General features: G+C 55.1%; 19 protein-coding genes. 15 read left to right on the top strand and 4 right to left on the bottom strand.

What is annotated here, in order from left to right:
- Positions 1–1,545, top strand: a complete 1,545-nt coding sequence (gene ilvA / locus GYRE_RS03505) for a threonine ammonia-lyase, biosynthetic (RefSeq protein ID WP_112471531.1) — start codon at positions 1–3, stop codon at positions 1,543–1,545.
- Here ilvA and ilvY read toward each other — a convergent pair.
- Complete coding sequence (gene ilvY, locus GYRE_RS03500; RefSeq protein WP_038253020.1) at positions 1,542–2,432, bottom strand: HTH-type transcriptional activator IlvY; 891 nt, start codon at positions 2,430–2,432, stop codon at positions 1,542–1,544. The genes ilvA and ilvY overlap by 4 nt on opposite strands.
- A 154-nt stretch (positions 2,433–2,586) precedes the next feature.
- Between ilvY and ilvC the strand changes: the two genes are divergently transcribed.
- The gene (gene ilvC / locus GYRE_RS03495; protein WP_006816635.1) at positions 2,587–4,062 is read left to right on the top strand and encodes a ketol-acid reductoisomerase; all 1,476 of its coding nucleotides are present in this window, start codon (positions 2,587–2,589) and stop codon (positions 4,060–4,062) included.
- Positions 4,063–4,152: 90 nt separating this feature from the next.
- Here ilvC and ppiC read toward each other — a convergent pair whose 3' ends face one another.
- Positions 4,153–4,434 carry a peptidylprolyl isomerase PpiC gene (ppiC, locus tag GYRE_RS03490; protein WP_001140255.1) on the bottom strand — a complete coding sequence of 94 codons (282 nt, stop codon included), beginning with the start codon at positions 4,432–4,434 and terminating at the stop codon, positions 4,153–4,155.
- Positions 4,435–4,517: 83 nt separating this feature from the next.
- Between ppiC and rep the strand changes: the two genes are divergently transcribed.
- Positions 4,518–6,539, top strand: coding sequence for a DNA helicase Rep (gene rep / locus GYRE_RS03485; protein ID WP_038253016.1), 2,022 nt, complete (start codon positions 4,518–4,520; stop codon positions 6,537–6,539).
- A gap of 2 nt (positions 6,540–6,541) precedes the next feature.
- Here rep and gppA read toward each other — a convergent pair whose 3' ends face one another.
- Both gppA and rhlB read right to left on the bottom strand, forming a co-directional pair.
- Entirely contained in the window at positions 6,542–8,026 is a 1,485-nt protein-coding gene (gppA, locus tag GYRE_RS03480) for a guanosine-5'-triphosphate,3'-diphosphate diphosphatase (protein ID WP_038253013.1), read from the bottom strand.
- An 8-nt stretch (positions 8,027–8,034) separates the two neighbouring features.
- Positions 8,035–9,303 (bottom strand): ATP-dependent RNA helicase RhlB, encoded by a 1,269-nt coding sequence (gene rhlB, locus GYRE_RS03475; protein ID WP_006816631.1) that lies wholly within the window; start codon positions 9,301–9,303, stop codon positions 8,035–8,037.
- Positions 9,304–9,454: 151 nt separating this feature from the next.
- Between rhlB and trxA the strand changes: the two genes are divergently transcribed.
- The 12 genes from trxA (at position 9,455) to wzyE (ending at position 21,702) form a co-directional block, all read left to right on the top strand.
- Positions 9,455–9,784, top strand: coding sequence for a thioredoxin TrxA (trxA, locus tag GYRE_RS03470; RefSeq protein WP_038253011.1), 330 nt, complete (start codon positions 9,455–9,457; stop codon positions 9,782–9,784).
- Positions 9,785–9,931: 147 nt separating this feature from the next.
- Positions 9,932–10,030 (top strand): rho operon leader peptide, encoded by a 99-nt coding sequence (locus GYRE_RS24380; protein WP_112471525.1) that lies wholly within the window; start codon positions 9,932–9,934, stop codon positions 10,028–10,030.
- A gap of 87 nt (positions 10,031–10,117) precedes the next feature.
- Positions 10,118–11,377 (top strand): transcription termination factor Rho, encoded by a 1,260-nt coding sequence (gene rho, locus GYRE_RS03460; protein ID WP_001054528.1) that lies wholly within the window; start codon positions 10,118–10,120, stop codon positions 11,375–11,377.
- Positions 11,378–11,613: 236 nt separating this feature from the next.
- On the top strand, positions 11,614–12,717 hold the full coding sequence (gene wecA, locus GYRE_RS03455; RefSeq protein ID WP_006816629.1) for a UDP-N-acetylglucosamine--undecaprenyl-phosphate N-acetylglucosaminephosphotransferase: 1,104 nt from the start codon (positions 11,614–11,616) through the stop codon (positions 12,715–12,717).
- Between the two features lie 13 nt (positions 12,718–12,730).
- Complete coding sequence (wzzE, locus tag GYRE_RS03450; protein WP_038253007.1) at positions 12,731–13,777, top strand: ECA polysaccharide chain length modulation protein; 1,047 nt, start codon at positions 12,731–12,733, stop codon at positions 13,775–13,777.
- A 58-nt stretch (positions 13,778–13,835) separates the two neighbouring features.
- Entirely contained in the window at positions 13,836–14,966 is a 1,131-nt protein-coding gene (wecB, locus tag GYRE_RS03445; RefSeq protein WP_071777469.1) for a non-hydrolyzing UDP-N-acetylglucosamine 2-epimerase, read from the top strand.
- Positions 14,963–16,225 carry a UDP-N-acetyl-D-mannosamine dehydrogenase gene (gene wecC, locus GYRE_RS03440; RefSeq protein WP_038253005.1) on the top strand — a complete coding sequence of 421 codons (1,263 nt, stop codon included), beginning with the start codon at positions 14,963–14,965 and terminating at the stop codon, positions 16,223–16,225. Before wecB ends, wecC begins: the two co-directional genes overlap by 4 nt.
- Positions 16,222–16,896 carry a dTDP-4-amino-4,6-dideoxy-D-galactose acyltransferase gene (gene rffC / locus GYRE_RS03435; RefSeq protein ID WP_038253004.1) on the top strand — a complete coding sequence of 225 codons (675 nt, stop codon included), beginning with the start codon at positions 16,222–16,224 and terminating at the stop codon, positions 16,894–16,896. Before wecC ends, rffC begins: the two co-directional genes overlap by 4 nt.
- Before the next feature lie 4 nt (positions 16,897–16,900).
- The gene (gene rffA / locus GYRE_RS03430; protein ID WP_038253031.1) at positions 16,901–18,031 is read left to right on the top strand and encodes a dTDP-4-amino-4,6-dideoxygalactose transaminase; all 1,131 of its coding nucleotides are present in this window, start codon (positions 16,901–16,903) and stop codon (positions 18,029–18,031) included.
- A gap of 1 nt (position 18,032) precedes the next feature.
- Positions 18,033–19,283, top strand: a complete 1,251-nt coding sequence (gene wzxE / locus GYRE_RS03425) for a lipid III flippase WzxE (RefSeq protein WP_038253000.1) — start codon at positions 18,033–18,035, stop codon at positions 19,281–19,283.
- Positions 19,280–20,359: a TDP-N-acetylfucosamine:lipid II N-acetylfucosaminyltransferase gene (locus tag GYRE_RS03420; RefSeq protein ID WP_038252997.1), complete on the top strand. Its 1,080-nt coding sequence runs from the start codon at positions 19,280–19,282 to the stop codon at positions 20,357–20,359. Before wzxE ends, GYRE_RS03420 begins: the two co-directional genes overlap by 4 nt.
- The gene (gene wzyE / locus GYRE_RS03415) at positions 20,356–21,702 is read left to right on the top strand and encodes an ECA oligosaccharide polymerase (RefSeq protein WP_006816621.1); all 1,347 of its coding nucleotides are present in this window, start codon (positions 20,356–20,358) and stop codon (positions 21,700–21,702) included. Before GYRE_RS03420 ends, wzyE begins: the two co-directional genes overlap by 4 nt.
- The last annotated feature ends 41 nt before the right edge of the window (positions 21,703–21,743 follow it).

Raw genomic sequence — 21,743 nt, 5'->3', positions numbered from 1 at the left:
ATGGCCGAATCTCAACCGCTATCTGCCGCCCCTGAGGGGGCGGAATATCTCAGGGCGGTGCTGCGCGCACCGGTCTATGAAGCCGCACAGGTCACACCGCTACAGAAGATGGAAAAACTCTCTTCGCGGCTGGAAAACGTCATTCTGGTGAAGCGCGAAGACCGTCAACCGGTGCACAGCTTCAAGCTGCGCGGTGCTTACGCGATGATGGCTGGCCTGACTGAAGAACAGAAGGCGCGTGGGGTGATCACCGCCTCGGCGGGTAACCATGCCCAGGGCGTGGCCTTTTCTTCGGCACGATTGGGCGTGAAAGCGCTGATTGTGATGCCGGTGGCGACGGCGGATATCAAAGTCGACGCGGTACGTGGTTTTGGCGGCGAAGTGCTGCTCCACGGCGCGAATTTTGATGAAGCCAAGGCTAAAGCGATTGAGCTTGCGCAGCAGCAGGGTTTTACCTGGGTGCCACCGTTCGATCACCCCATGGTGATTTCGGGCCAGGGAACGCTGGCGCTGGAGCTTATCCAGCAGGACGCGCATCTGGATCGCGTGTTTGTGCCGGTCGGCGGCGGCGGGCTGGCAGCCGGTGTTGCGGTACTGATCAAGCAACTGATGCCACAGATCAAAGTGATCGCCGTCGAGGCAGAGGATTCGGCATGCCTGAAGGCGGCGCTGGAAGCCGGCCATCCGGTCGATCTGCCGCGAGTGGGGCTGTTTGCTGAAGGTGTGGCGGTGAAACGCATTGGCGATGAGACCTTCCGCCTGTGCCAGGAGTACCTCGACGACATCATCACCGTCGACAGCGATGCTATCTGCGCGGCGATGAAAGACTTGTTTGAAGATGTCCGCGCAGTGGCAGAGCCTTCTGGCGCCCTGGCGCTGGCAGGGATGAAAAAATACATCGCGCAGCACAACATTCGCGGTGAACGCCTGGCGCACGTGCTCTCCGGGGCGAACGTCAACTTCCATGGTTTGCGTTATGTCTCCGAACGCTGTGAGCTTGGCGAGCAACGTGAAGCGCTGCTGGCGGTGACTATTCCGGAAGAGAAGGGCAGCTTCCTTAAGTTTTGCCAGCTGCTGGGCGGACGTGCGGTCACCGAGTTTAACTACCGCTTCGCCGATGCAAAAAACGCCTGCATCTTCGTTGGTGTTCGTGTGAACCGTGGCATTGAGGAGCGCAAAGAGATCCTCCAGCACCTGCACAACGGTGGTTACAGGGTGGTTGACCTCTCTGACGATGAGATGGCGAAACTGCACGTGCGCTACATGGTGGGTGGGCGTCCGTCGAAACCGCTGCAGGAGCGGCTCTACAGCTTTGAGTTTCCGGAGTCACCGGGTGCGTTGCTGAAGTTTTTGTATACGCTAGGCACCCACTGGAATATTTCGTTGTTTCACTACCGCAGCCATGGCACCGACTACGGCCGCGTGCTGGCGGCGTTCGAGCTGAGTGAGCATGAGCCTGACTTCGAAACCCGGCTCAACGAACTGGGTTACGAGTGTCATGACGAGACCAATAACCCGGCGTTCCGCTTCTTCCTTGCGGGTTAATGGGCGGGTAATAGTTTCCAGAACGCATCAATAAGCGGCTCATGCAGCCGCTTTTTTTGTGCGCAGACGCCAAGCTCAAACGGCGTTTTTTCATCACTACGCTCAAGGATCATCACGCGGTTGCGCACCGGTTCAGGGCTGTTTTCCAGTACCACTTCCGGCAGCAGCGCTACGCCACAGCCCAGCGCTACCATCGACACCATCGCCTCGTGACCGCCAACGGTGGCGTAGATAGACGGGTTGCTGATTTTCTGCCGCCGGAACCACAGCTCAATGCGGCGGCGCACCGGTCCTTGATCGGCCATGATGAACGGTACGGTTGACCAGTCAGGGTTCTCCTGGGTGACCTGATTGCGCACCGGGCAGGGTAACGCTGGGGCAATCAGTACCACCGCCAGGTTTTCCAGCATCGAGAACGCCACGGCGCCGGGCAGGGTTTCTGGCTTCCCGGCAATCGCAAGATCTGCTTCGCCGGTTACGACTTTTTCCATCGCATCGGCGGCGTCGCCGGTGGTCAGCTTAATTTCAACGGAGGGATGCTCAGCACGAAACCGGTCGAGGATTGGCGGCAGGTGGCTGTAAGCCGCGGTTACCGAGCAAAAAATATGGAGTTCACCAGAGAGCGTCGGCCCCTGCTGATCGATGGTATGGCGCAGCTGCTGATACTGCAGTAGCGTCTGCTGGGCAAAGGTGCGCAGCTCTTCGCCCGCTTCCGTCAGGGTAACGGTGCGGTTATCGCGCACAAACAGCGGCTGACCGAGATCCTCTTCCAGGCGTTGAATTTGCCGGGAAAGCGTGGAGGGGCTAACGTGCATCGCCCGTGCGCTGCGGCCAAAATGGCGGCTTTCCGCCAGATGCAGGAAGGTTTTCAGATCGCGTAAATCCACGGGCAACGCTCCACGGTTTTACATTGCAGAAATTGCAATGTGACGTTGTGAATATATCAATTTCCGCAATAAATTTCCTGTCATATAGTAAGTTCAATATCGCAAAAGCGAACCGAACAATAAGCACGACAACACAACATCACGAGGTATCACCATGGCCAACTACTTTAATACACTGAATCTGCGCCAGCAGCTGGCACAGCTGGGTAAATGCCGCTTCATGGCACGCGACGAATTTGCCGATGGCGCGAGCTACCTTCAGGGTAAAAAAGTGGTCATCGTCGGCTGTGGCGCTCAGGGCCTGAACCAGGGCCTGAACATGCGTGATTCCGGTCTGGATATTGCTTATGCCCTGCGTAAAGAAGCGATTGCTGAAAAGCGTGCTTCATGGCGTAAAGCCACCGAAAACGGCTTCAAAGTAGGTACCTACGAAGAGCTGATCCCGCAGGCTGATCTGGTGGTTAACCTGACTCCGGACAAGCAGCACTCCGACGTTGTGCGCTCCGTTCAGCCGCTGATGAAAGATGGCGCGGCGCTGGGTTACTCTCACGGTTTCAACATCGTGGAAGTGGGTGAGCAGATCCGTAAAGACATCACCGTGGTGATGGTGGCGCCGAAGTGCCCGGGTACTGAAGTACGCGAAGAGTACAAGCGTGGTTTTGGTGTGCCGACGCTCATCGCCGTTCACCCGGAAAACGATCCGAAAGGCGAAGGGATGGCGATTGCCAAAGCCTGGGCTGCGGCGACCGGTGGTCACCGTGCAGGTGTGCTGGAGTCCTCCTTCGTGGCAGAAGTGAAATCTGATCTGATGGGTGAACAAACCATCCTCTGCGGTATGCTGCAGGCGGGTTCACTGCTGTGCTTCGACAAGCTGGTGGCTGAAGGTACCGATCCGGCTTACGCTGAGAAGCTGATTCAGTTCGGCTGGGAAACCATCACTGAGGCGCTGAAGCAGGGTGGTATCACCCTGATGATGGACCGTCTGTCCAACCCGGCGAAACTGCGTGCTTACGCGCTGTCTGAACAGCTGAAAGAGAAAATGGCACCGTTGTTCCAGAAACATATGGACGACATTATCTCCGGTGAATTCTCCTCCGGCATGATGGCTGACTGGGCCAACGACGATAAGAAACTGCTGACCTGGCGCGAAGAGACCGGCAAAACCGCGTTCGAAACCGCCGCGCAGTATGAAGGTAAAATCGGTGAGCAGGAGTACTTCGATAAAGGCGTTCTGATGATTGCGATGGTGAAGGCGGGCGTTGAGCTGGCGTTCGAAACCATGGTTGATGCCGGCATTATCGAAGAATCTGCTTATTACGAGTCACTGCACGAGCTGCCGCTGATTGCGAACACTATCGCTCGTAAGCGTCTGTATGAAATGAACGTGGTGATTTCTGATACCGCCGAGTACGGTAACTACCTGTTCTCTTACGCCTGCGTACCGCTGCTGAAAGGCTTTATGAGCGAGCTGCAGCCGGGTGACCTGGGTAAAGCGATTGCCGAAGGCGCGGTAGACAACGCTCAGCTGCGCGACGTGAATGACGCGATTCGCGGCCATGCTATCGAGAAAGTTGGCCAGAAACTGCGTGGTTATATGACAGACATGAAACGCATTGCTGTAGCAGGTTAAACATATTGTCGGGTGGCGGCTACGCCTTACCCGACCTACAAAAGTGCAACATCGTAGGCCCGGTAAGCGTTAGCGCCACCGGGCTTTTTATTAGTTACGGTACAGCACTTTGATAATGTGGTAACCGAACTGGGTATGCAGCGGGCCGGTTGGCTCCAGCACCGGGCAGGAGAACACCACTTTATCGAATGCCGGAACCATCTGACCCTGACGGAATTCACCCAGGTGACCGCCTTTTTTACCTGACGGGCAGATAGAGTGCTTTTTCGCCAGCTTCTCGAAGTCGCCGCCGTTTTTGATCTGCTCCAGAAGATCCAGAGCCAATTTTTCTTCTTTAACAAGAATATGCAGTGCTGCCGCTGTTTTTGCCATGATCGTGCCTTGAGTGGGGTAGATAACGCTCGCTATACTACCACGCACTTTTTTCTTCCTGCCAAATTTCATTGAGTGACTCTATGCGTTTAAATCCCGGACAACAGCAAGCCGTCGAATTCGTCACTGGACCTTGTCTGGTGCTGGCGGGTGCCGGATCCGGTAAAACCCGCGTGATCACCAACAAAATCGCCCATCTGATCCGCGTTTGTGGCTATCAGGCTAAGCACATCGCCGCCGTGACGTTTACCAACAAAGCCGCGCGTGAAATGAAAGAGCGTGTGGCGCAAACGTTGGGACGCAAAGAGGCGCGCGGGTTGATGATTTCCACCTTCCACACCCTGGGGCTGGACATCATTAAGCGCGAATATGCCGCGCTCGGGATGAAGTCGAACTTCTCCTTGTTTGACGATACCGATCAGGTTGCGCTCCTGAAAGAGCTGACTGAAGGGCTTCTCGAAGACGACAAAGTATTGCTGCAACAGCTGATCTCGACGATCTCCAACTGGAAAAACGATCTGATGACGCCAATCCAGGCGGCGGCACAGGCAAAAGGAGAACGCGACCGTATTTTTGCGCACTGCTACAGCCTGTACGATGCGCACATGAAGGCCTGCAACGTTCTCGATTTCGACGATCTGATCCTGTTGCCAACGCTTCTGCTGCAGCGCAATGAAGAAGTGCGCGAACGTTGGCAGAATAAAATTCGTTATCTGCTGGTGGATGAATACCAGGACACCAACACCAGCCAGTATGAGCTGGTGAAGCTGCTGGTAGGGAATCGGGCACGCTTTACCGTGGTGGGGGATGACGATCAGTCAATCTACTCCTGGCGCGGCGCGAGGCCGCAAAACCTGGTGCTGCTGAGTCAGGATTTCCCGGCATTACAGGTGATCAAGCTTGAGCAGAATTATCGCTCTTCTGGACGGATCCTGAAGGCAGCGAACATCCTGATTGCCAATAATCCGCACGTGTTCGAAAAACGCCTGTTTTCAGAATTAGGCTACGGCCCGGAGCTGAAAGTCCTGAGCGCAAATCACGAAGAGCACGAAGCAGAGCGGGTGACGGGTGAGCTTATCGCCCATCACTTCGTGAACAAAACCCAGTACAAGGATTACGCCATTCTGTATCGCGGGAACCATCAGGCCCGGGTGTTTGAAAAAATGCTGATGCAGAACCGTATTCCGTACAAAATTTCCGGCGGCACCTCGTTCTTCTCGCGCCCGGAAATCAAAGATCTGCTGGCCTATCTGCGAGTGCTGACCAACCCGGATGATGACAGTGCTTTTCTGCGCATTGTGAATACGCCGAAGCGCGAGATTGGCCCGGCAACGCTGCAAAAGCTCGGTGAGTGGGCGATGACCCGTAGTAAGAGCATGTTTACCGCGAGTTTTGACATGGGCCTCAGCCATCTACTTCCCGGGCGCGGCTACGAGTCGCTCACCCGCTTTACCCACTGGCTTGGGGAAGTGCAACGTTTGTCTGAGCGTGAGCCTATCGCGGCGGTGCGCGACCTTATCCACGGTATTGATTACGAATCCTGGCTGTTCGAAACCTCACCAAGCCCGAAAGCCGCGGAAATGCGGATGAAAAACGTCAACCAGCTGTTCAGCTGGATGACCGAAATGCTGGAAGGTTCGGAGCTGGAAGAGCCGATGACGTTGACCCAGGTCGTCACGCGTTTCACCCTGCGCGACATGATGGAGCGCGGTGAAAGCGAAGAGGACATGGACCAGGTTCAGCTGATGACCCTGCATGCTTCTAAAGGGCTTGAGTTCCCGTATGTGTTCCTGGTCGGCATGGAAGAAGGGCTGTTACCGCATCAGAGCAGCATCGATGAGGATAACGTCGATGAAGAACGGCGGCTGGCCTATGTGGGGATCACCCGGGCACAGAAAGAGCTGATTTTCACGCTATGTAAAGAGCGCCGTCAGTACGGTGAACTAGTTCGTCCCGAGCCGAGCCGTTTTCTGCTTGAACTCCCACAGGACGACGTGCAGTGGGAACAGGAACGCAAGGTGATTAGCGCAGAAGAGCGGATGCATAAAGGCCAGGCGAACGTTGCCAACATTCGGGCGATGCTGGCGAAGGCAAAAGAAAAGTAGGCTTATTTTACTTCCAGCGGCCAGTGGACGTAGCTTTGCCACTGGCACTCTTGTTCAACCATCTCTGAACCCAGTGGATGGTTAGCCAGCCAGTTTTCCGGCAGGATCAGCGTCAGTTTTTCTGCTTCTGCATGCAGGGTGATTTCTGGCAGCAGATCGTCGCGACGCCGGCTGGCAAACAGGATAGCAAGGCGTAGCAGGCGGCACAGATGTTCGGCAACCCTGGGCGGCACCGCGTTCTGTTGATGCAGCGACGCCAGGTCTACTGGGTTAATCTGGTTGAGTAACAGCGTGGCCAGCAGCTTTTTCTGCGCGGGGGTAAAACCGGGGAGATCAAGATGTCGAACCAGGTAGGCGGCATGCTGAGGTGCCTGTTTGAAGTCTACGCTGAGCCCAATTTCATGCAGCTGACAGGCGCTGATAAGCAGTTCTCGGCTGAGTGGCTCCAGCTCCCAGACATTTTCTGTCTCATTGGCGAAACGCCCGGCAAGCTGCGCTACGCGCTGGGCCTGCTCGGTATCCACCATGAAACGGCGCTGGATAGTGCGCAGCGTCCGGCTGCGGATATCCTGATCCACCGCCAGATGCAGCATGCCGTAGACCAGGCCTTCACGCAGCGCCCCGCCGGACAAGGTCATGCACTGAATGTTAAGCTCGGTGAAAATAGCAATCAGGATAGCGAGGCCGCTTGGGAAGACCAGCGCCCGCTCCAGCGTCAGACCTTCAATTTCCAGCTCTTCAAGACGTCCGCACTGAATGGCTCGCTGCTTCAACTGTTGAAGTTTTGGCAGCGTGATGCGCTCGTCCATCCCCTGCGCCATCATGATTTCCTGCAGCGCCTGAACGGTGCCGGAAGCCCCAACGCACACTTTCCAGCCATGATAGCGGAGCTTGTCTGCCACCGGACGCAGGACGTCGCGCGCGGCGTTTTCCGCTTCGTCGAAGTTTTCTTTCGCCAGATTGCGGTCAGTGAAGTAACGCTCGAGCCAGGTGACGCAGCCCATCGACAGGCTAAACAGAGAAGTGGTTTGTGCGCCCGTGCCGGTCACAAGCTCGGTGCTGGCGCCGCCAATATCGACGACCAGGCGACGATCGTCACCACCGGTGGTGTGGGCAACGCCCTGATAAATCAGGCGCGCTTCCTCTTCGCCGCTGATGATTTGCACCGGGCAGCCGAGGATCTCCTGAGCTTTGGCGATGAAATCACCGGCATTAACCGCCAGACGCAGCGTGGCGGTTGCAACAACGCGGATCTGCGCGTGGGGGATATCCTGCAGCCGCTCGGCAAACAGGCGTAAGCACTGCCAGCCGCGCTCCATCGCGTCGATGGAAAGGGCATTATCGCTGTTCAGGCCGGCGGCCAGACGTACTTTTCGTTTAATGCGGGTCAGGGTTTGAATGCTTCCCGCCACCTCGCGCACAACCAGCATATGAAAACTATTGGAACCGAGATCGATAGCTGCGTAGAGCGAGGTGGAGCTGAGCATATTTTTCTTTAACCTGAGCGACGACGATTACGTGGAGCACCACCGGAGCGGCGCGGCCCATTGCCCGGGCGGGAGCGCGTCAGACGCAGTGCCCTTGGCAGATCGGTCATCAGCGCATCCGGGTTGTATTTACTGACCGGGATGGAGTGGCCGATATAGGTTTCAATCGCCGGGAGGTTCAACGCGTACTCTTCACAGGCGAGGCTGATAGAGTGACCGCTTGCACCTGCGCGGCCGGTACGGCCAATGCGGTGAACGTAGTCTTCGCAGTCGTCTGGCAGATCGTAGTTAAATACGTGCGTCACAGCCGGGATATGCAGGCCACGCGCCGCAACGTCTGTCGCTACCAGAATATCGAGATCGCCACGGGTGAACTCTTCGAGGATCCGCAGGCGTTTTTTCTGTGCGACGTCGCCGGTCAGCAGGCCAACACGGTGTCCGTCGGCCGCCAGATGGCCCCAGATATCTTCGCAACGGTGTTTGGTGTTGGCGAAGATAATTGCGCGGTCTGGCCACTCTTCTTCCAGCAGCGTTTGCAGTAAACGCATCTTCTCTTCGTTGGAAGGATAGAACAGCTCTTCTTTAATGCGGTGGCCGGTTTTTTGCTCCGGTTCCACTTCGACATATTCGGCGTTGTTCATCTGCTCGAACGCCAGTTCGCGGACGCGATAAGAGAGGGTCGCGGAGAACAGCATGTTGAGACGCTGAGTCGCAGGCGGCATACGGCGGAACAGCCAGCGGATATCTTTAATGAAGCCGAGATCGTACATGCGATCCGCTTCGTCGAGCACAACCACCTGAATAGCGCCAAGGTTGATGTGGTTCTGCTTGGTGTAATCGATTAAACGGCCCGTGGTGCCGATAAGGATGTCGACGCCGCTTTCCAGCACTTTAAGCTGTTTGTCGTAGCCATCACCGCCGTAAGCTAAGCCCAGCTTCAGGCCCGTTGCTTTAGCCAGAGGCTCAGCATCGGCATGAATCTGCACCGCCAACTCGCGGGTCGGCGCCATGATCAGCGCGCGCGGTTGGTTCACCTGGCGGTTTTCAATGGCCGGGTGAGAAAGAAGATAATGAAACGTTGACGTCAGGAACGCCATCGTTTTCCCGGTACCGGTTTGCGCCTGCCCGGCAACGTCCCGGCCCGCCAGCGTCAGCGGGAGGGCGAGTGCCTGAATGGGCGTACAGTTATGAAACCCTTTCTTTTCAAGGGCTTCTACAACTTTCGGGTGCAGGGCGAAGTCGGAAAACTTCTGTTCTGTTAAATGTGTTTTGCTCATAGTGTGGTAGAATATCAGCTTACTATTGCATTAAGAAAGCGTATCCGGTGAAATAACGTCAACCTTTAGTTGGCTAAAGCAACATCAACACGACGTTGATTGTTGATTAATGCTACACCAACAGACCAGGCTTATTCCTGTGGAGTTATATATGAGCGATAAAATTATTCACCTGACTGACGACAGTTTTGACACGGACGTACTCAAGGCTGACGGGCTTACCCTCGTCGATTTCTGGGCAGAGTGGTGTGGTCCGTGCAAAATGATCGCCCCGATTCTGGATGAAATCGCTGAAGAGTATCAGGGCCGCCTGACCGTGGCTAAGCTGAACATCGACCAGAACCCGGGTACTGCACCGAAGTACGGCATCCGTGGTATCCCGACGCTGCTGCTGTTCAAAGGCGGTGAAGTGGCGGCGACCAAAGTGGGCGCACTGTCCAAAGGCCAGCTGAAAGAGTTCCTGGACGCTAACCTGGCGTAATCCAGATTGATTCTGGCGTCCGGTATTCTCAATTTTTGTGGAATACTGGACGCCTGCCAACAGTCGTGCTAAGTTAGTTTTGACTTCGTTTTAAACATACCTTTTGTTTGAATCTTGTTTGACCCGTTGCTTCCTGCTGAACCTTACGTGAGAAGCGCACAGATTCCGGGCTTATCACTCATTCCGTCATGTCGTTTCAGTTCTGCGTTCTTTCCTGTGACCAGGCAGCGTACAGACGTGAGTTGATGGCCGTAAACAGGCATGGATGACCCTGCCATACCATTCACAACATTAAGTTCGAGTATTACCCCGAGTTTAAGAACCCACACCATTATGAATCTTACCGAATTAAAGAATACGCCGGTTTCTGAGCTGATTACTCTCGGCGAAAATATGGGACTGGAAAACCAGGCCCGCATGCGCAAGCAGGACATCATTTTTGCCATCCTGAAGCAGCACGCAAAGAGTGGCGAAGATATCTTTGGCGACGGTGTGCTGGAGATTCTGCAGGATGGATTTGGTTTCCTCCGCTCCGCAGACAGCTCCTACCTCGCCGGTCCCGACGACATCTACGTATCTCCCAGCCAAATCCGCCGTTTCAACCTCCGTACTGGTGACACCATCTCTGGTAAGATTCGTCCTCCAAAAGAGGGTGAGCGTTACTTTGCACTGTTGAAAGTTAACGAAGTTAACTACGACAAACCAGAGAACTCACGTAACAAGATTCTGTTCGAAAACTTGACTCCGCTGCACGCGAACTCTCGCCTGCGTATGGAGCGTGGTAATGGTTCGACCGAAGACTTAACCGCTCGCGTGCTGGATCTGGCATCCCCGATCGGTCGTGGTCAGCGTGGTCTGATTGTGGCGCCGCCAAAAGCCGGTAAAACCATGCTGCTGCAGAATATTGCGCAGAGCATCGCTTACAACCACCCAGACTGCGTACTGATGGTGCTGCTGATTGACGAACGTCCGGAAGAAGTGACCGAGATGCAGCGTCTGGTGAAAGGTGAAGTGGTTGCTTCTACCTTTGACGAACCAGCATCTCGCCACGTTCAGGTTGCGGAAATGGTTATCGAGAAAGCGAAACGTCTGGTTGAACATAAGAAAGACGTTATCATCCTGCTCGACTCCATCACCCGTCTGGCTCGTGCCTACAACACCGTGGTACCGGCGTCTGGTAAAGTCCTGACCGGTGGTGTGGATGCGAACGCCCTGCATCGTCCGAAGCGTTTCTTCGGTGCGGCGCGTAACGTGGAAGAGGGTGGTAGCCTGACTATCATCGCTACCGCGCTTATCGATACCGGCTCTAAAATGGATGAAGTTATCTACGAAGAGTTTAAAGGCACCGGTAACATGGAACTGCACCTTTCCCGTAAAATTGCGGAAAAACGTGTTTTCCCGGCGATCGATTACAACCGCTCTGGTACCCGTAAAGAAGAGCTGCTCACCACTCAGGAAGAGCTGCAGAAGATGTGGATCCTGCGTAAGATTATTCACCCGATGGGCGAAATCGATGCGATGGAGTTCCTCATTAATAAACTGGCGATGACCAAAACCAACGACGACTTCTTCGACATGATGAAACGCTCGTAACTCGTCCGTTTAATGAGACGCCACGCAATGCGTGGCGTTTTTGTTTGTAGATAGCGAGCGCTTACATAGATTTACTCCCTATTGTTTAGTATAAGACTCGCAGTTTCTGCCCGGCGCTGACTATTAATTGTCTGAAAAACCAGCAAATGGTGCCGTGTAATTCGGAGGACGCCTCTTCAAGAGGTTTACCTTCATGGTTATACTTGTCGAACTAACATTTATTGAGAAGATGCATTGTGAATTTACTCACAGCAAGTACTGAATTATTCAGTATTTTCTTGTTTACCACGCTATTTCTGTTTTTTGCCCGTAAGGTGGCAAAATATGTTGGCCTGGTAGATAAGCCCAGTTCTCGCAAACGGCACCATGGGTTGGTTCCGTTGGTGGGTGGGATCTCAGTATTTGCCGGTATTTGTTTCGCGTTTGCCATTGCCGACTATTACGTTCCGCATGCCAGACTGTACCTCATCTGTTCTTTCATTCTTGTCTTCGTCGGCGCGCTCGACGATCGTTTCGATATCAGTGTAAAAATTCGTGCGGTTGTCCAGGCGGTGATCGCCGTGGTGATGATGACCCAGGGGAATCTGCATCTTGAAAGCCTGGGCTATATTTTTGGTCCCTGGGAGCTCCTTTTAGGGCCATTCGGTCTATTTTTGACCCTCTTTGCGGTATGGGCTGCTATCAATGCCTTTAACATGGTGGATGGTATTGATGGCCTACTCGGCGGGTTATCCAGCGTCTCATTTGGGGCGTTAGGGGTGATTCTCTGGCTGGATGGACAGTACAGCCTGAGCATGTGGTGCTTCGCCATGATTGCGGCAATTATGCCCTATATCATCCTCAATCTTGGCGTACTGGGTCGGCGTTACAAGGTTTTCATGGGCGATGCCGGGAGCACCTTCCTTGGTTTTACGGTTATCTGGCTGCTGCTTGAAACTACCCAAGGGCAACCGCATCCGATTAGCCCTGTCACCGCACTGTGGATTATCGCTATCCCACTAATGGACATGGTGGCGATTATGTATCGCCGCCTGCGCAAAGGGATGAGCCCTTTCTCTGCCGACCGGCAGCATATCCACCATCTTATTATGCGTGCTGGCTTTACTTCCCGGCAGGCATTTGTCTTAATTACCGCGGCAGCAATGCTGCTGGCGGCGATTGGCGTAATTGCGGAATATACTCATATAGTTCCTGAGTGGGTCATGTTGGTATTATTCTTGCTTGCCTTTTTCCTCTATGGCTATTGCATTAAACGTGCCTGGAAAGTGGCGCGTTTCATTAAACGTGTGAAACGCAGAATGCGTAGGAATAGCGCGAAAGATCCTAAATTAACCAAGTAAATCTGGGGACGTGATGACACAACCATTACCGGGAGCACCGTCGACAGGCGTTGAAAACGAACTGGATATTCGTGGCCTGTTTCGTACGCTATGGATGGGGAAACTCTGGATCGCAGGTATGGCGCTGCTGTTTGCATTAATTGCGCTGGGCTATACCTTTTTCGCTCGCCAGGAGTGGAGCGCAACGGCTATTACCGATCGTCCAACCGTGAATATGCTGGGTGGGTTCTACTCTCAACAGCAGTTTTTACGCAATCTGGATGTGAAAGCCAACCTTGCCCCTGTCGATCAGCCTTCCGTAATGGATGATGCCTATAAAGAGTTCGTGATGCAGCTCGCCTCGTGGGATACCCGTCGGGAGTTTTGGGCGCAGACGGATTACTACAAACAGCGCATGGTTGGGAATTCCCGGGCAGATGCCGCGCTGCTTGACGATCTTATCGATGATATCCAGTTTATGCCTGGTGACCCGGCACGCAGCGTGAGTGATAGTGTTAAGCTGACGGCGGAAACGGCGCCGGACGCGAACAACCTGCTGCGCCAGTACGTGGCGTTTGCCAGCCAGCGGGCGGCCGGGCACCTCAATGAGGAGCTAAAAGGCGCCTGGGCAGCCAGAATTATTCAGATGAAGTCGCAGGTGAAGCGCCAGGAAGCCGTCGCACAATCGATTTTCGATCGCAAAGCGCACAACATCGAAGAAGCGCTGAAGGTGGCGCAACAGAACAATATATCCCGCAGCGAAACCGACGTTCCTCCTGAGCAACTTCCGGATTCAGAGCTCTTTTTATTAGGCCGTCCGATGCTGCAGGCTCGTCTGGAAAACCTGCGCGCGGTAGGTCCGGATTTTGACCTCGATTACGACCAGAATCGGGCTATGCTCTCAACCCTTAACGTGGGGCCGACGCTCGATCCACGCTTCCAGACTTACCGCTATTTACGCACGCCAGAAGAGCCGGTCAAACGCGATAGCCCGCGCCGTGCATTCCTGATGGTGATGTGGGGGATCGTGGGCGCGCTCATCGGCGCAGGTGTTGCATTGACGCGACGCCGTATTCAGTGAATACCCCTCCCGGAATGAGGGTCCGTGGACCCTCATCATCTAATCGAAGAGAATCGATGTGAAAGTACTGACTGTATTTGGCACCCGGCCAGAGGCGATTAAAATGGCGCCGCTGGTTCATGCTCTGGCAAAGGATCCTGACTTCGAGGCGAAGGTGTGCGTGACCGCACAGCATCGCGAAATGCTCGATCAGGTGCTGAACCTTTTTTCCATCGTGCCGGATTATGATCTCAATATCATGAGCCCGGGGCAGGGGTTGACGGAAATTACCTGTCGTATCCTGCAGGGGCTGAAACCGGTACTTGAATCCTTCAAACCCGATGTGGTGCTGGTTCACGGCGATACCACCACCACCGTGGCAGCAAGCCTGGCGGCATTTTATCAACGTATTCCCGTTGGGCATGTTGAGGCGGGGCTACGCACCGGTTCTCTCTATTCTCCATGGCCGGAAGAAGCTAACCGAACGTTAACCGGGCACCTGGCGATGTGGCATTTCGCGCCGACAGAAAATTCTCGTCAGAATCTGCTGCGCGAGAATCTGCAGGATAAGCAGATTTTTGTCACCGGAAACACCGTCATCGATGCCTTGTTCTGGGTGCGAGATCGCGTGCTGAGCGATGAAGCCCTGCGCCAGAAACTCACGCAGCAGTACCCGTTCCTGGATAACGGTAAGAAGATGATTCTGGTCACCGGGCATCGGCGTGAAAGCTTTGGTCGTGGTTTTGAACAGATCTGCCATGCGCTGGCGGACATTGCCAATAACCATCAGGACGTACAGATAGTTTATCCGGTACACCTTAACCCGAACGTCAGTGAACCGGTGAACCGTATTCTGGGCCATGTTGATAATGTCATTCTGATAGAGCCGCAGGATTATTTGCCATTTGTCTGGCTGATGAATCACGCCTGGCTGATCTTGACCGACTCGGGTGGCATCCAGGAAGAGGCACCTTCGCTGGGCAAGCCGGTTCTGGTTATGCGTGAAATGACCGAACGTCCGGAAGCGATTGAGGCCGGAACCGTTCGTCTGGTTGGCACGAAACGTGAACGCATTGTTGAAGAGGTCACCCGCTTGCTGGGTGATGAGAAAGAGTACGAGGCGATGAGCCGCGCGCACAACCCATACGGTGACGGGCAGGCCTGCCATCGTATTTTGACAGCACTTAAAAACAATCAGGTAACGCTATGAGTTTTTCGACCATTTCCGTGATTGGCCTTGGCTATATCGGTTTACCAACGGCGGCGGCTTTTGCTTCCAGACAAAAACAGGTCACAGGCGTTGATATCAACCAGCATGCGGTCGACACCATCAATCGTGGTGAGATCCATATCGTTGAGCCTGAACTGGGCGATGTTGTCAAAACGGCGGTTGCACAGGGTTTTTTGCGTGCCACTACCACACCGGTTTGTGCAGATGCTTACCTGATTGCGGTACCGACGCCGTTTAAAGGCGATCACGAACCCGATATGGTTTACGTTGAGTCCGCCGCTAAATCTATTGCGCCCGTGCTGAAGAAAGGGGCGCTGGTGATCCTGGAATCCACCTCGCCGGTCGGGTCTACCGAACAGATGGCGCAGTGGCTGGCCGAAGCCCGCCCAGATTTAACTTTCCCGCAGCAGGCGGGAGAGCAGGCCGATATCAATATTGCCTACTGCCCTGAGCGCGTACTGCCGGGTCAGGTGATGGTAGAACTGATTAAGAATGACCGTGTGATTGGCGGCATGACGCCGGTTTGCTCCGAACGCGCCAGCGCGCTGTACAACATCTTCCTGGAGGGCGAGTGCGTGGTGACTAACGCCCGTACGGCGGAGATGTGCAAACTGACCGAGAACAGCTTCCGCGATGTGAATATCGCGTTTGCCAATGAGCTGTCGCTGATTTGCGCCGATCAGGGGATTAACGTCTGGGAGTTGATTCGTCTGGCGAATCGCCACCCGCGCGTAAATATTCTTCAGCCAGGACCTGGCGTTGGCGGGCATTGTATCGCCGTCGACCCCTGGTTTATCGTCGCGCAAAACCCGGATCAGGCTCGCCTGATTCGTACCGCACGTGAAGTGAACGACCATAAGCCGCAGTGGGTGATTAACCAGGTGAAAGCAACGGTTGCCGATTGCCTGGCCGCCAGCGGCAAGCGCGCCAGCGAGCTAAAAATCGCCTGCTTTGGCCTTGCCTTCAAACCGAATATTGACGATCTGCGTGAAAGCCCGGCGATGGAAATTGCGAAGCTGATTGCCGAGTGGAATACCGGAGAAACCCTCGTGGTAGAGCCCAACATTCACCAGTTGCCGAAAAAACTTGCAGGCGAATGTCGGTTGACCTCCCTCGACGATGCGCTGGGCAATGCAGATGTGCTGGTGATGCTGGTCGATCATAAAGAATTTAAAGCGCACGCCGCAGACCGCGTTCAGCAGCAGTATATTGTTGATACAAAAGGCGTCTGGCGGTGAGCATTCACGCCGTTGTTGAACCTCTCGTCTGGGAGAATCAGTTCTTCGGCGTGAACAGTGCCATCCTGCGTTTTTCCGCAGGTACACCGGCGCTGCTGCCTGACGCGTTGACCGGCTGGTCGCGGGTGCAGGCGAAAATTCCGGCGGCAGACGCCGAACAGCTTGATGCCTTGCAGCAGCTGGGATTCCGGCTGGTGGAAGGGGAAGTCGACCTGGTTATGCCGGTAAGCGCCGTTGCGGACCCGCAGGCCGACGTTGCCGGAGAGGATGATATTCCCCTGCTACGTCAGCAGGCGGCGCAGGCGTTTTCCCAGAGCCGCTTTCGCGCGCCCTGGTACCCGGCCGACGCCAGCGGGCGTTTTTATGCACAGTGGATAGAGAACGCGGTCAAGGGGACTTTCGACCATCAGTGTCTGGTCTTTCGCGACCAGACCGGAGCGATCCGAGCCTTTGTTTCGCTGCGCCAGCTGAATGACACCGATGCTCGCATTGGCCTGCTCGCCGGGCGTGGAGCCGGGGCGGCGCTGATGCAGGCGGCAGAACACTGGGCTCACGAGCGTGGGCTGACAACACTGCGGGTGGCGACCCAGATGGGCAACACCGCCGCGCTTAAACGTTATATTCAAAGCGGTGCCAACGTTGAAAGCACTGCGTACTGGTTATACAGGTGAAATGATGATCCCATTTAACGCGCCACCGGTAGTTGGAACCGAAGTTGATTATATGCAGTCAGCCATGGGCAGCGGCAAGCTGTGCGGCGACGGTGGTTACACCCGCCGCTGTCAGCAGTGGATGGAACAGCATTTTGGCAGTGCCAAAGTCCTCCTGACGCCGTCCTGTACCGCATCGCTGGAGATGGCGGCGCTGTTGCTGGATATTCAGCCCGGCGATGAAGTCATCATGCCGAGCTATACCTTCGTTTCGACCGCCAATGCTTTCGTGCTGCGCGGCGCCAGGATCGTGTTTGTTGATATCCGCCCGGATACCATGAATATCGATGAGACTCTGATTGAAGCTGCGGTGACCGACAAGACCCGCGCGATTGTGCCGGTGCACTACGCCGGGGTGGCCTGCGAAATGGACACCATCATGGCGATCGCTAAAAAATATGACCTGTTTGTGGTGGAAGATGCCGCGCAGGGCGTGATGTCCACCTATAAGGGGCGCGCGCTGGGTACCATTGGCCATATCGGCTGCTTCAGCTTCCATGAAACCAAAAACTATACCGCCGGTGGTGAAGGTGGGGCGACGTTGATTAACGATCGTGACCTCGTCGAGCGCGCGGAAGTGATCCGCGAAAAGGGCACCAACCGTAGCCAGTTTTTCCGTGGCCAGGTGGATAAATATACCTGGCGTGATATTGGCTCCAGCTACCTGATGTCGGATTTGCAGGCTGCTTATCTGTGGGCGCAGCTGGAAGCCGCAGAGCGGATTAACCAGCAGCGTCTGATGCTGTGGCAGAACTACTACGATGCCCTGCTGCCGTTGGCGAAAGCAGGCCGTATCGAGTTGCCGGTGGTACCGAAAGACTGCGTGCAGAATGCACACATGTTTTATATCAAACTGCGTGATATTGAGGATCGCAGTAAGCTGATTAGCTGGCTGAAAGAGGCCGAAATCCTGGCCGTGTTCCATTATATTCCGCTGCATGCCTCACCGGCGGGTCAGACGTTTGGTGAATTCCACGGTGAAGATAAATTCACCACTCGTGAGAGCGAGCGCCTGCTGCGCCTGCCGCTGTTCTATAACCTGTCCACTGTTAACCAGCGCACGGTCATCAACTCTCTGTTAAGTTTCTTCGGCTGATATGTCTCTTGCGAAAGCCTCAGTGTGGACGGCGGCGTCCACGCTGATAAAAATTGGTGCTGGCCTGCTGGTGGTGAAGCTGCTGGCAGTCTCCTTTGGCCCCTCCGGCGTTGGGCAGGCGGGAAACTTTCGTCAACTGGTCACCGTGCTCGGGGTACTGGCCGGCGCCGGGATTTTCAACGGTGTGACCAAACTGGTTGCTCAGCACCATGACTCACCGGAGCAGCTCCATAAGGTTGTCGCCACCTCTTCGGCGATGGTACTGGCCTTCTCCTCACTGCTGGCGGTCATTTTTGTTTTGGCGGCGGCGCCGATAAGCCAGGGGCTATTTGGCCATACTCATTATCAGGGGCTGGTCCGTCTGGTTGCGCTGGTGCAGATGGGTATTGCCTGGGCAAACCTGCTGCTGGCGTTGATGAAAGGCTTTCGTGATGCCGCAGGTAATGCACTGTCGCTCATCGTTGGCAGCATTGTCGGCGTGGTGGCCTATTATGCCTGTTACTATTTCGGTGGTTATCAGGGGGCATTGTTAGGCCTGGCGCTGGTCCCTGCGCTGGTGGTGGTTCCGGCGGCCTTCATGCTGGCGCGCAGGGGAACTATTCCGCTGCACTATTTGCGCCCGCGGTGGCATAAGCCGATAGCCAGTCAGCTCGGTAAATTTACCCTGATGGCGCTTATCACATCGGTCACGCTGCCGGTGGCTTACATCATGATGCGAAACCTGCTTGCGGAGCACTATAGCTGGGACGAGGTGGGTATCTGGCAGGGGGTAAGTAGTATTTCAGACGCCTACCTGCAGTTTATTACCGCATCATTTAGTGTTTATCTGCTGCCGACGCTGTCGCGTCTGACGGCAAAAGCTGATATCACCCGCGAGATTGTTAAGTCATTGAAATTTGTGCTGCTGGCGGTGGCTGTTGCCAGTTTTACCGTCTGGCTGTTGCGTGATTTTGCCATCTGGCTGCTGTTCTCTGCGAAGTTTACCGCCATGCGCGATCTCTTCGCCTGGCAACTGGTGGGGGATGTGCTGAAGGTAGGCGCGTACGTGTATGGCTATCTGGTTATCGCCAAAGCGTCTTTGCGTTTTTATATTCTGACCGAAGTCAGCCAGTTCGCGCTGCTGACGGTGTTCTCTCACTGGCTTATCCCGACGCATGGCGCACTGGGAGCAGCCCAGGCCTACATGGCCACCTATATTGTTTATTTTGCGCTGTGTAGCGGCGTATTTTTACTGTGGCGTAAACGGGCATGACTGCACTGATACACGTACTGGGATCGGATATCCCACATCATAACCGCACCGTTCTGGCCTTCTTCAATGAAGAACTGGCCGCCGGGAGCCCGCATGCCCGCCTCTTTATGGTTGCCGGGGCGGACAATGGCCTGAGCGCTGAGTTTCCCGCGCTGTCACTCTCCTTCTATCCCGGTAAAAAATCGCTGGCACAGGCGGTGATTGCCCGCGCCAGGCAGAACCGCGCCCAGCGCTTCTTTTTCCACGGTCAGTTCAACACGGCTCTGTGGCTGGCACTGCTGAGCGGCGGGATTCGCCCGGCGCAGTTCAACTGGCACGCCTGGGGGGCGGATCTGTATGAAGTCTCCCGCGGCTGGAAATTCCGCCTGTTTTATCCGCTGCGCCGCCTGGCACAAGGTCGCGTTGGCCGGGTGTTTGCCACCCGCGGCGATCTCAACTTCTTTGCCCGCCAGCATCCTCGTGTGGTGGGGGAATTGCTGTATTTCCCGACGCGTATGGACCCTTCGCTCAATCACCTGGTGAGTGATACTCCCCGGGAAGGCAAGATGACCATCCTGGTGGGTAACTCCGGCGATCGCAGCAACGAGCACATCGCGGCGCTGAAGGCCGTGCATCAGCAGTTTGGCGATACGGTGAATGTGGTGGTGCCAATGGGGTACCCGGCAAACAACGAGCGCTATATCGATGAGGTTGAGGCGGCGGGTCTGACGCTGTTCAGCAACGGTAATCTGCAGGTCCTGCGTGAAAAAATGGTGTTTGATGACTACCTGGCGCTGTTGCGTCGTTGCGATTTGGGGTATTTCATTTTTGCCCGCCAGCAGGGGATTGGCACACTTTGCTTGCTGATCCAGGCCGGTGTACCTTGTGTATTGAATCGCGAGAATCCGTTCTGGCAGGACATGACTGAACAACACATTCCGGTGCTGTTTACGACCGATACGCTTAATGAACAGGTAGTACGTGAAGCGCAGCGCCAACTGGAAAATGTAGATAAAACGCAGATTGCCTTTTTCCGGCCCAATTACCTGCAGCCCTGGCACCGGGCGCTGCTGCTGGCCGCGGGGGAAGCACAATGAGCCTGATGCAGTTTACTGGCCTGTTCGTCGTCTGGCTATTATCGACGCTGTTTATCGCCACCCTGACGTATTTTGAATTCCGCCGCGTCCGGTTTAACTTCAACGTTTTCTTTTCGCTGCTGTTTTTACTGACCTTCTTCTTTGGGTTCCCGCTCACCTGTACGCTGGTGTTCCGCTTTGATGTTGGTGTCGCGCCGCCGGAGGTACTGCTACAAACCCTGCTGGCGGCGGTGTGCTTCTATGCGGTGTATTACGTGACGTACAAAACGCGTCTGCGTGCCGGCAGCACTCAGGTGACGCGGCGACCGCTGTTTACCATTAACCGCGTTGAAGCGCATCTGACGTGGGTGCTGTTAATGGTGATTGCTCTGCTGAGCGTCGGCACCTTTTTCATGCATAACGGCTTCCTGCTGTTTAAGCTGCATTCGTATAGCCAGATTTTCTCCAGCGAAGTGTCAGGCGTGGCGTTGAAGCGCTTTTTCTACTTCTTCATCCCGGCGATGCTGGTGGTCTATTTCCTGCGCCCTGGCTGGCGTTCCTGGATATTCTTCCTCATCAGTACCGTTGCGTTTGGTCTTCTGACCTATGCCATTGTGGGGGGAACCAGGGCAAACATCATTATCGCCTTCGCCATTTTCCTGTTCATCGGCATTATTCGCGGCTGGATTTCGCTGTGGATGCTGGCGGCGGCAGGGGTGTTTGGCATTGTCGGTATGTTCTGGCTGGCGCTTAAACGCTATGGCATGAACGTCAGCGGCGACGAAGCGTTTTATACCTTCCTGTACCTGACCCGCGACACCTTCTCGCCGTGGGAGAATCTGGCGCTGTTGCTGCAAAACTACGACAAGATTGATTTCCAGGGGCTGGCGCCGATTGTCCGTGATTTCTACGTCTTTATTCCGGGCTGGCTGTGGCCGGACCGTCCGAGCCTGGTGCTCAATACGGCGAACTACTTTACCTGGGAAGTGCTTAACAACCATTCCGGGCTGGCGATTTCACCGACGCTCATCGGTTCGCTGGTCGTGATGGGCGGCGTGTGGTTTATTCCACTTGGTGCGGTCACGGTAGGACTGATAATCAAATGGTTTGACTGGCTGTATACGCTGGGCAACCAGGAGACGAATCGCTATAAGGCGGCTATTCTGCACAGCTTCTGCTTCGGCGCTATCTTCAATATGATCGTGCTGGCGCGTGAGGGGCTAGACTCCTTTGCGTCCCGCGTGGTCTTTTTCCTGGTGATTTTCGGCCTGTGTCTGCTGGTGGCGAAACTCCTGTACTGGCTATTTGACAGTGCAGGTCTGATTCACAAACGAGTACGCGGGCTGACGCAGCCACAGGTCTGATAAGGATACACATGACAGACTCCACCTCCGCGCCGCTGTAT

The organism is Yokenella regensburgei ATCC 49455 (genome assembly GCF_000735455.1).
In the GTDB taxonomy this organism is placed as follows: Bacteria; Pseudomonadota; Gammaproteobacteria; order Enterobacterales; family Enterobacteriaceae; genus Yokenella; species Yokenella regensburgei.
The sequence above is the reverse complement of the archived record's forward strand: the minus strand, read 5'-3'. Positions and strand labels throughout refer to the sequence as shown.

What these genes read in the sequence shown, in the direction of transcription:
- ilvA (WP_112471531.1), top strand. Translation starts at nt 1, where the DNA reads ATGGCCGAATCTCAACCGCTATCTGCCGCCCCTGAGGGGGCGGAATAT.
- ilvC (WP_006816635.1), top strand. Translation starts at nt 2,587, where the DNA reads ATGGCCAACTACTTTAATACACTGAATCTGCGCCAGCAGCTGGCACAG.
- ppiC (WP_001140255.1), bottom strand. Translation starts at nt 4,434, where the DNA reads ATGGCAAAAACAGCGGCAGCACTGCATATTCTTGTTAAAGAAGAAAAA.
- rep (WP_038253016.1), top strand. Translation starts at nt 4,518, where the DNA reads ATGCGTTTAAATCCCGGACAACAGCAAGCCGTCGAATTCGTCACTGGA.
- gppA (WP_038253013.1), bottom strand. Translation starts at nt 8,026, where the DNA reads ATGCTCAGCTCCACCTCGCTCTACGCAGCTATCGATCTCGGTTCCAAT.
- rhlB (WP_006816631.1), bottom strand. Translation starts at nt 9,303, where the DNA reads ATGAGCAAAACACATTTAACAGAACAGAAGTTTTCCGACTTCGCCCTG.
- trxA (WP_038253011.1), top strand. Translation starts at nt 9,455, where the DNA reads ATGAGCGATAAAATTATTCACCTGACTGACGACAGTTTTGACACGGAC.
- rho (WP_001054528.1), top strand. Translation starts at nt 10,118, where the DNA reads ATGAATCTTACCGAATTAAAGAATACGCCGGTTTCTGAGCTGATTACT.
- wzzE (WP_038253007.1), top strand. Translation starts at nt 12,731, where the DNA reads ATGACACAACCATTACCGGGAGCACCGTCGACAGGCGTTGAAAACGAA.
- wecC (WP_038253005.1), top strand. Translation starts at nt 14,963, where the DNA reads ATGAGTTTTTCGACCATTTCCGTGATTGGCCTTGGCTATATCGGTTTA.
- rffA (WP_038253031.1), top strand. Translation starts at nt 16,901, where the DNA reads ATGATCCCATTTAACGCGCCACCGGTAGTTGGAACCGAAGTTGATTAT.
- wzxE (WP_038253000.1), top strand. Translation starts at nt 18,033, where the DNA reads ATGTCTCTTGCGAAAGCCTCAGTGTGGACGGCGGCGTCCACGCTGATA.
- GYRE_RS03420 (WP_038252997.1), top strand. Translation starts at nt 19,280, where the DNA reads ATGACTGCACTGATACACGTACTGGGATCGGATATCCCACATCATAAC.
- wzyE (WP_006816621.1), top strand. Translation starts at nt 20,356, where the DNA reads ATGAGCCTGATGCAGTTTACTGGCCTGTTCGTCGTCTGGCTATTATCG.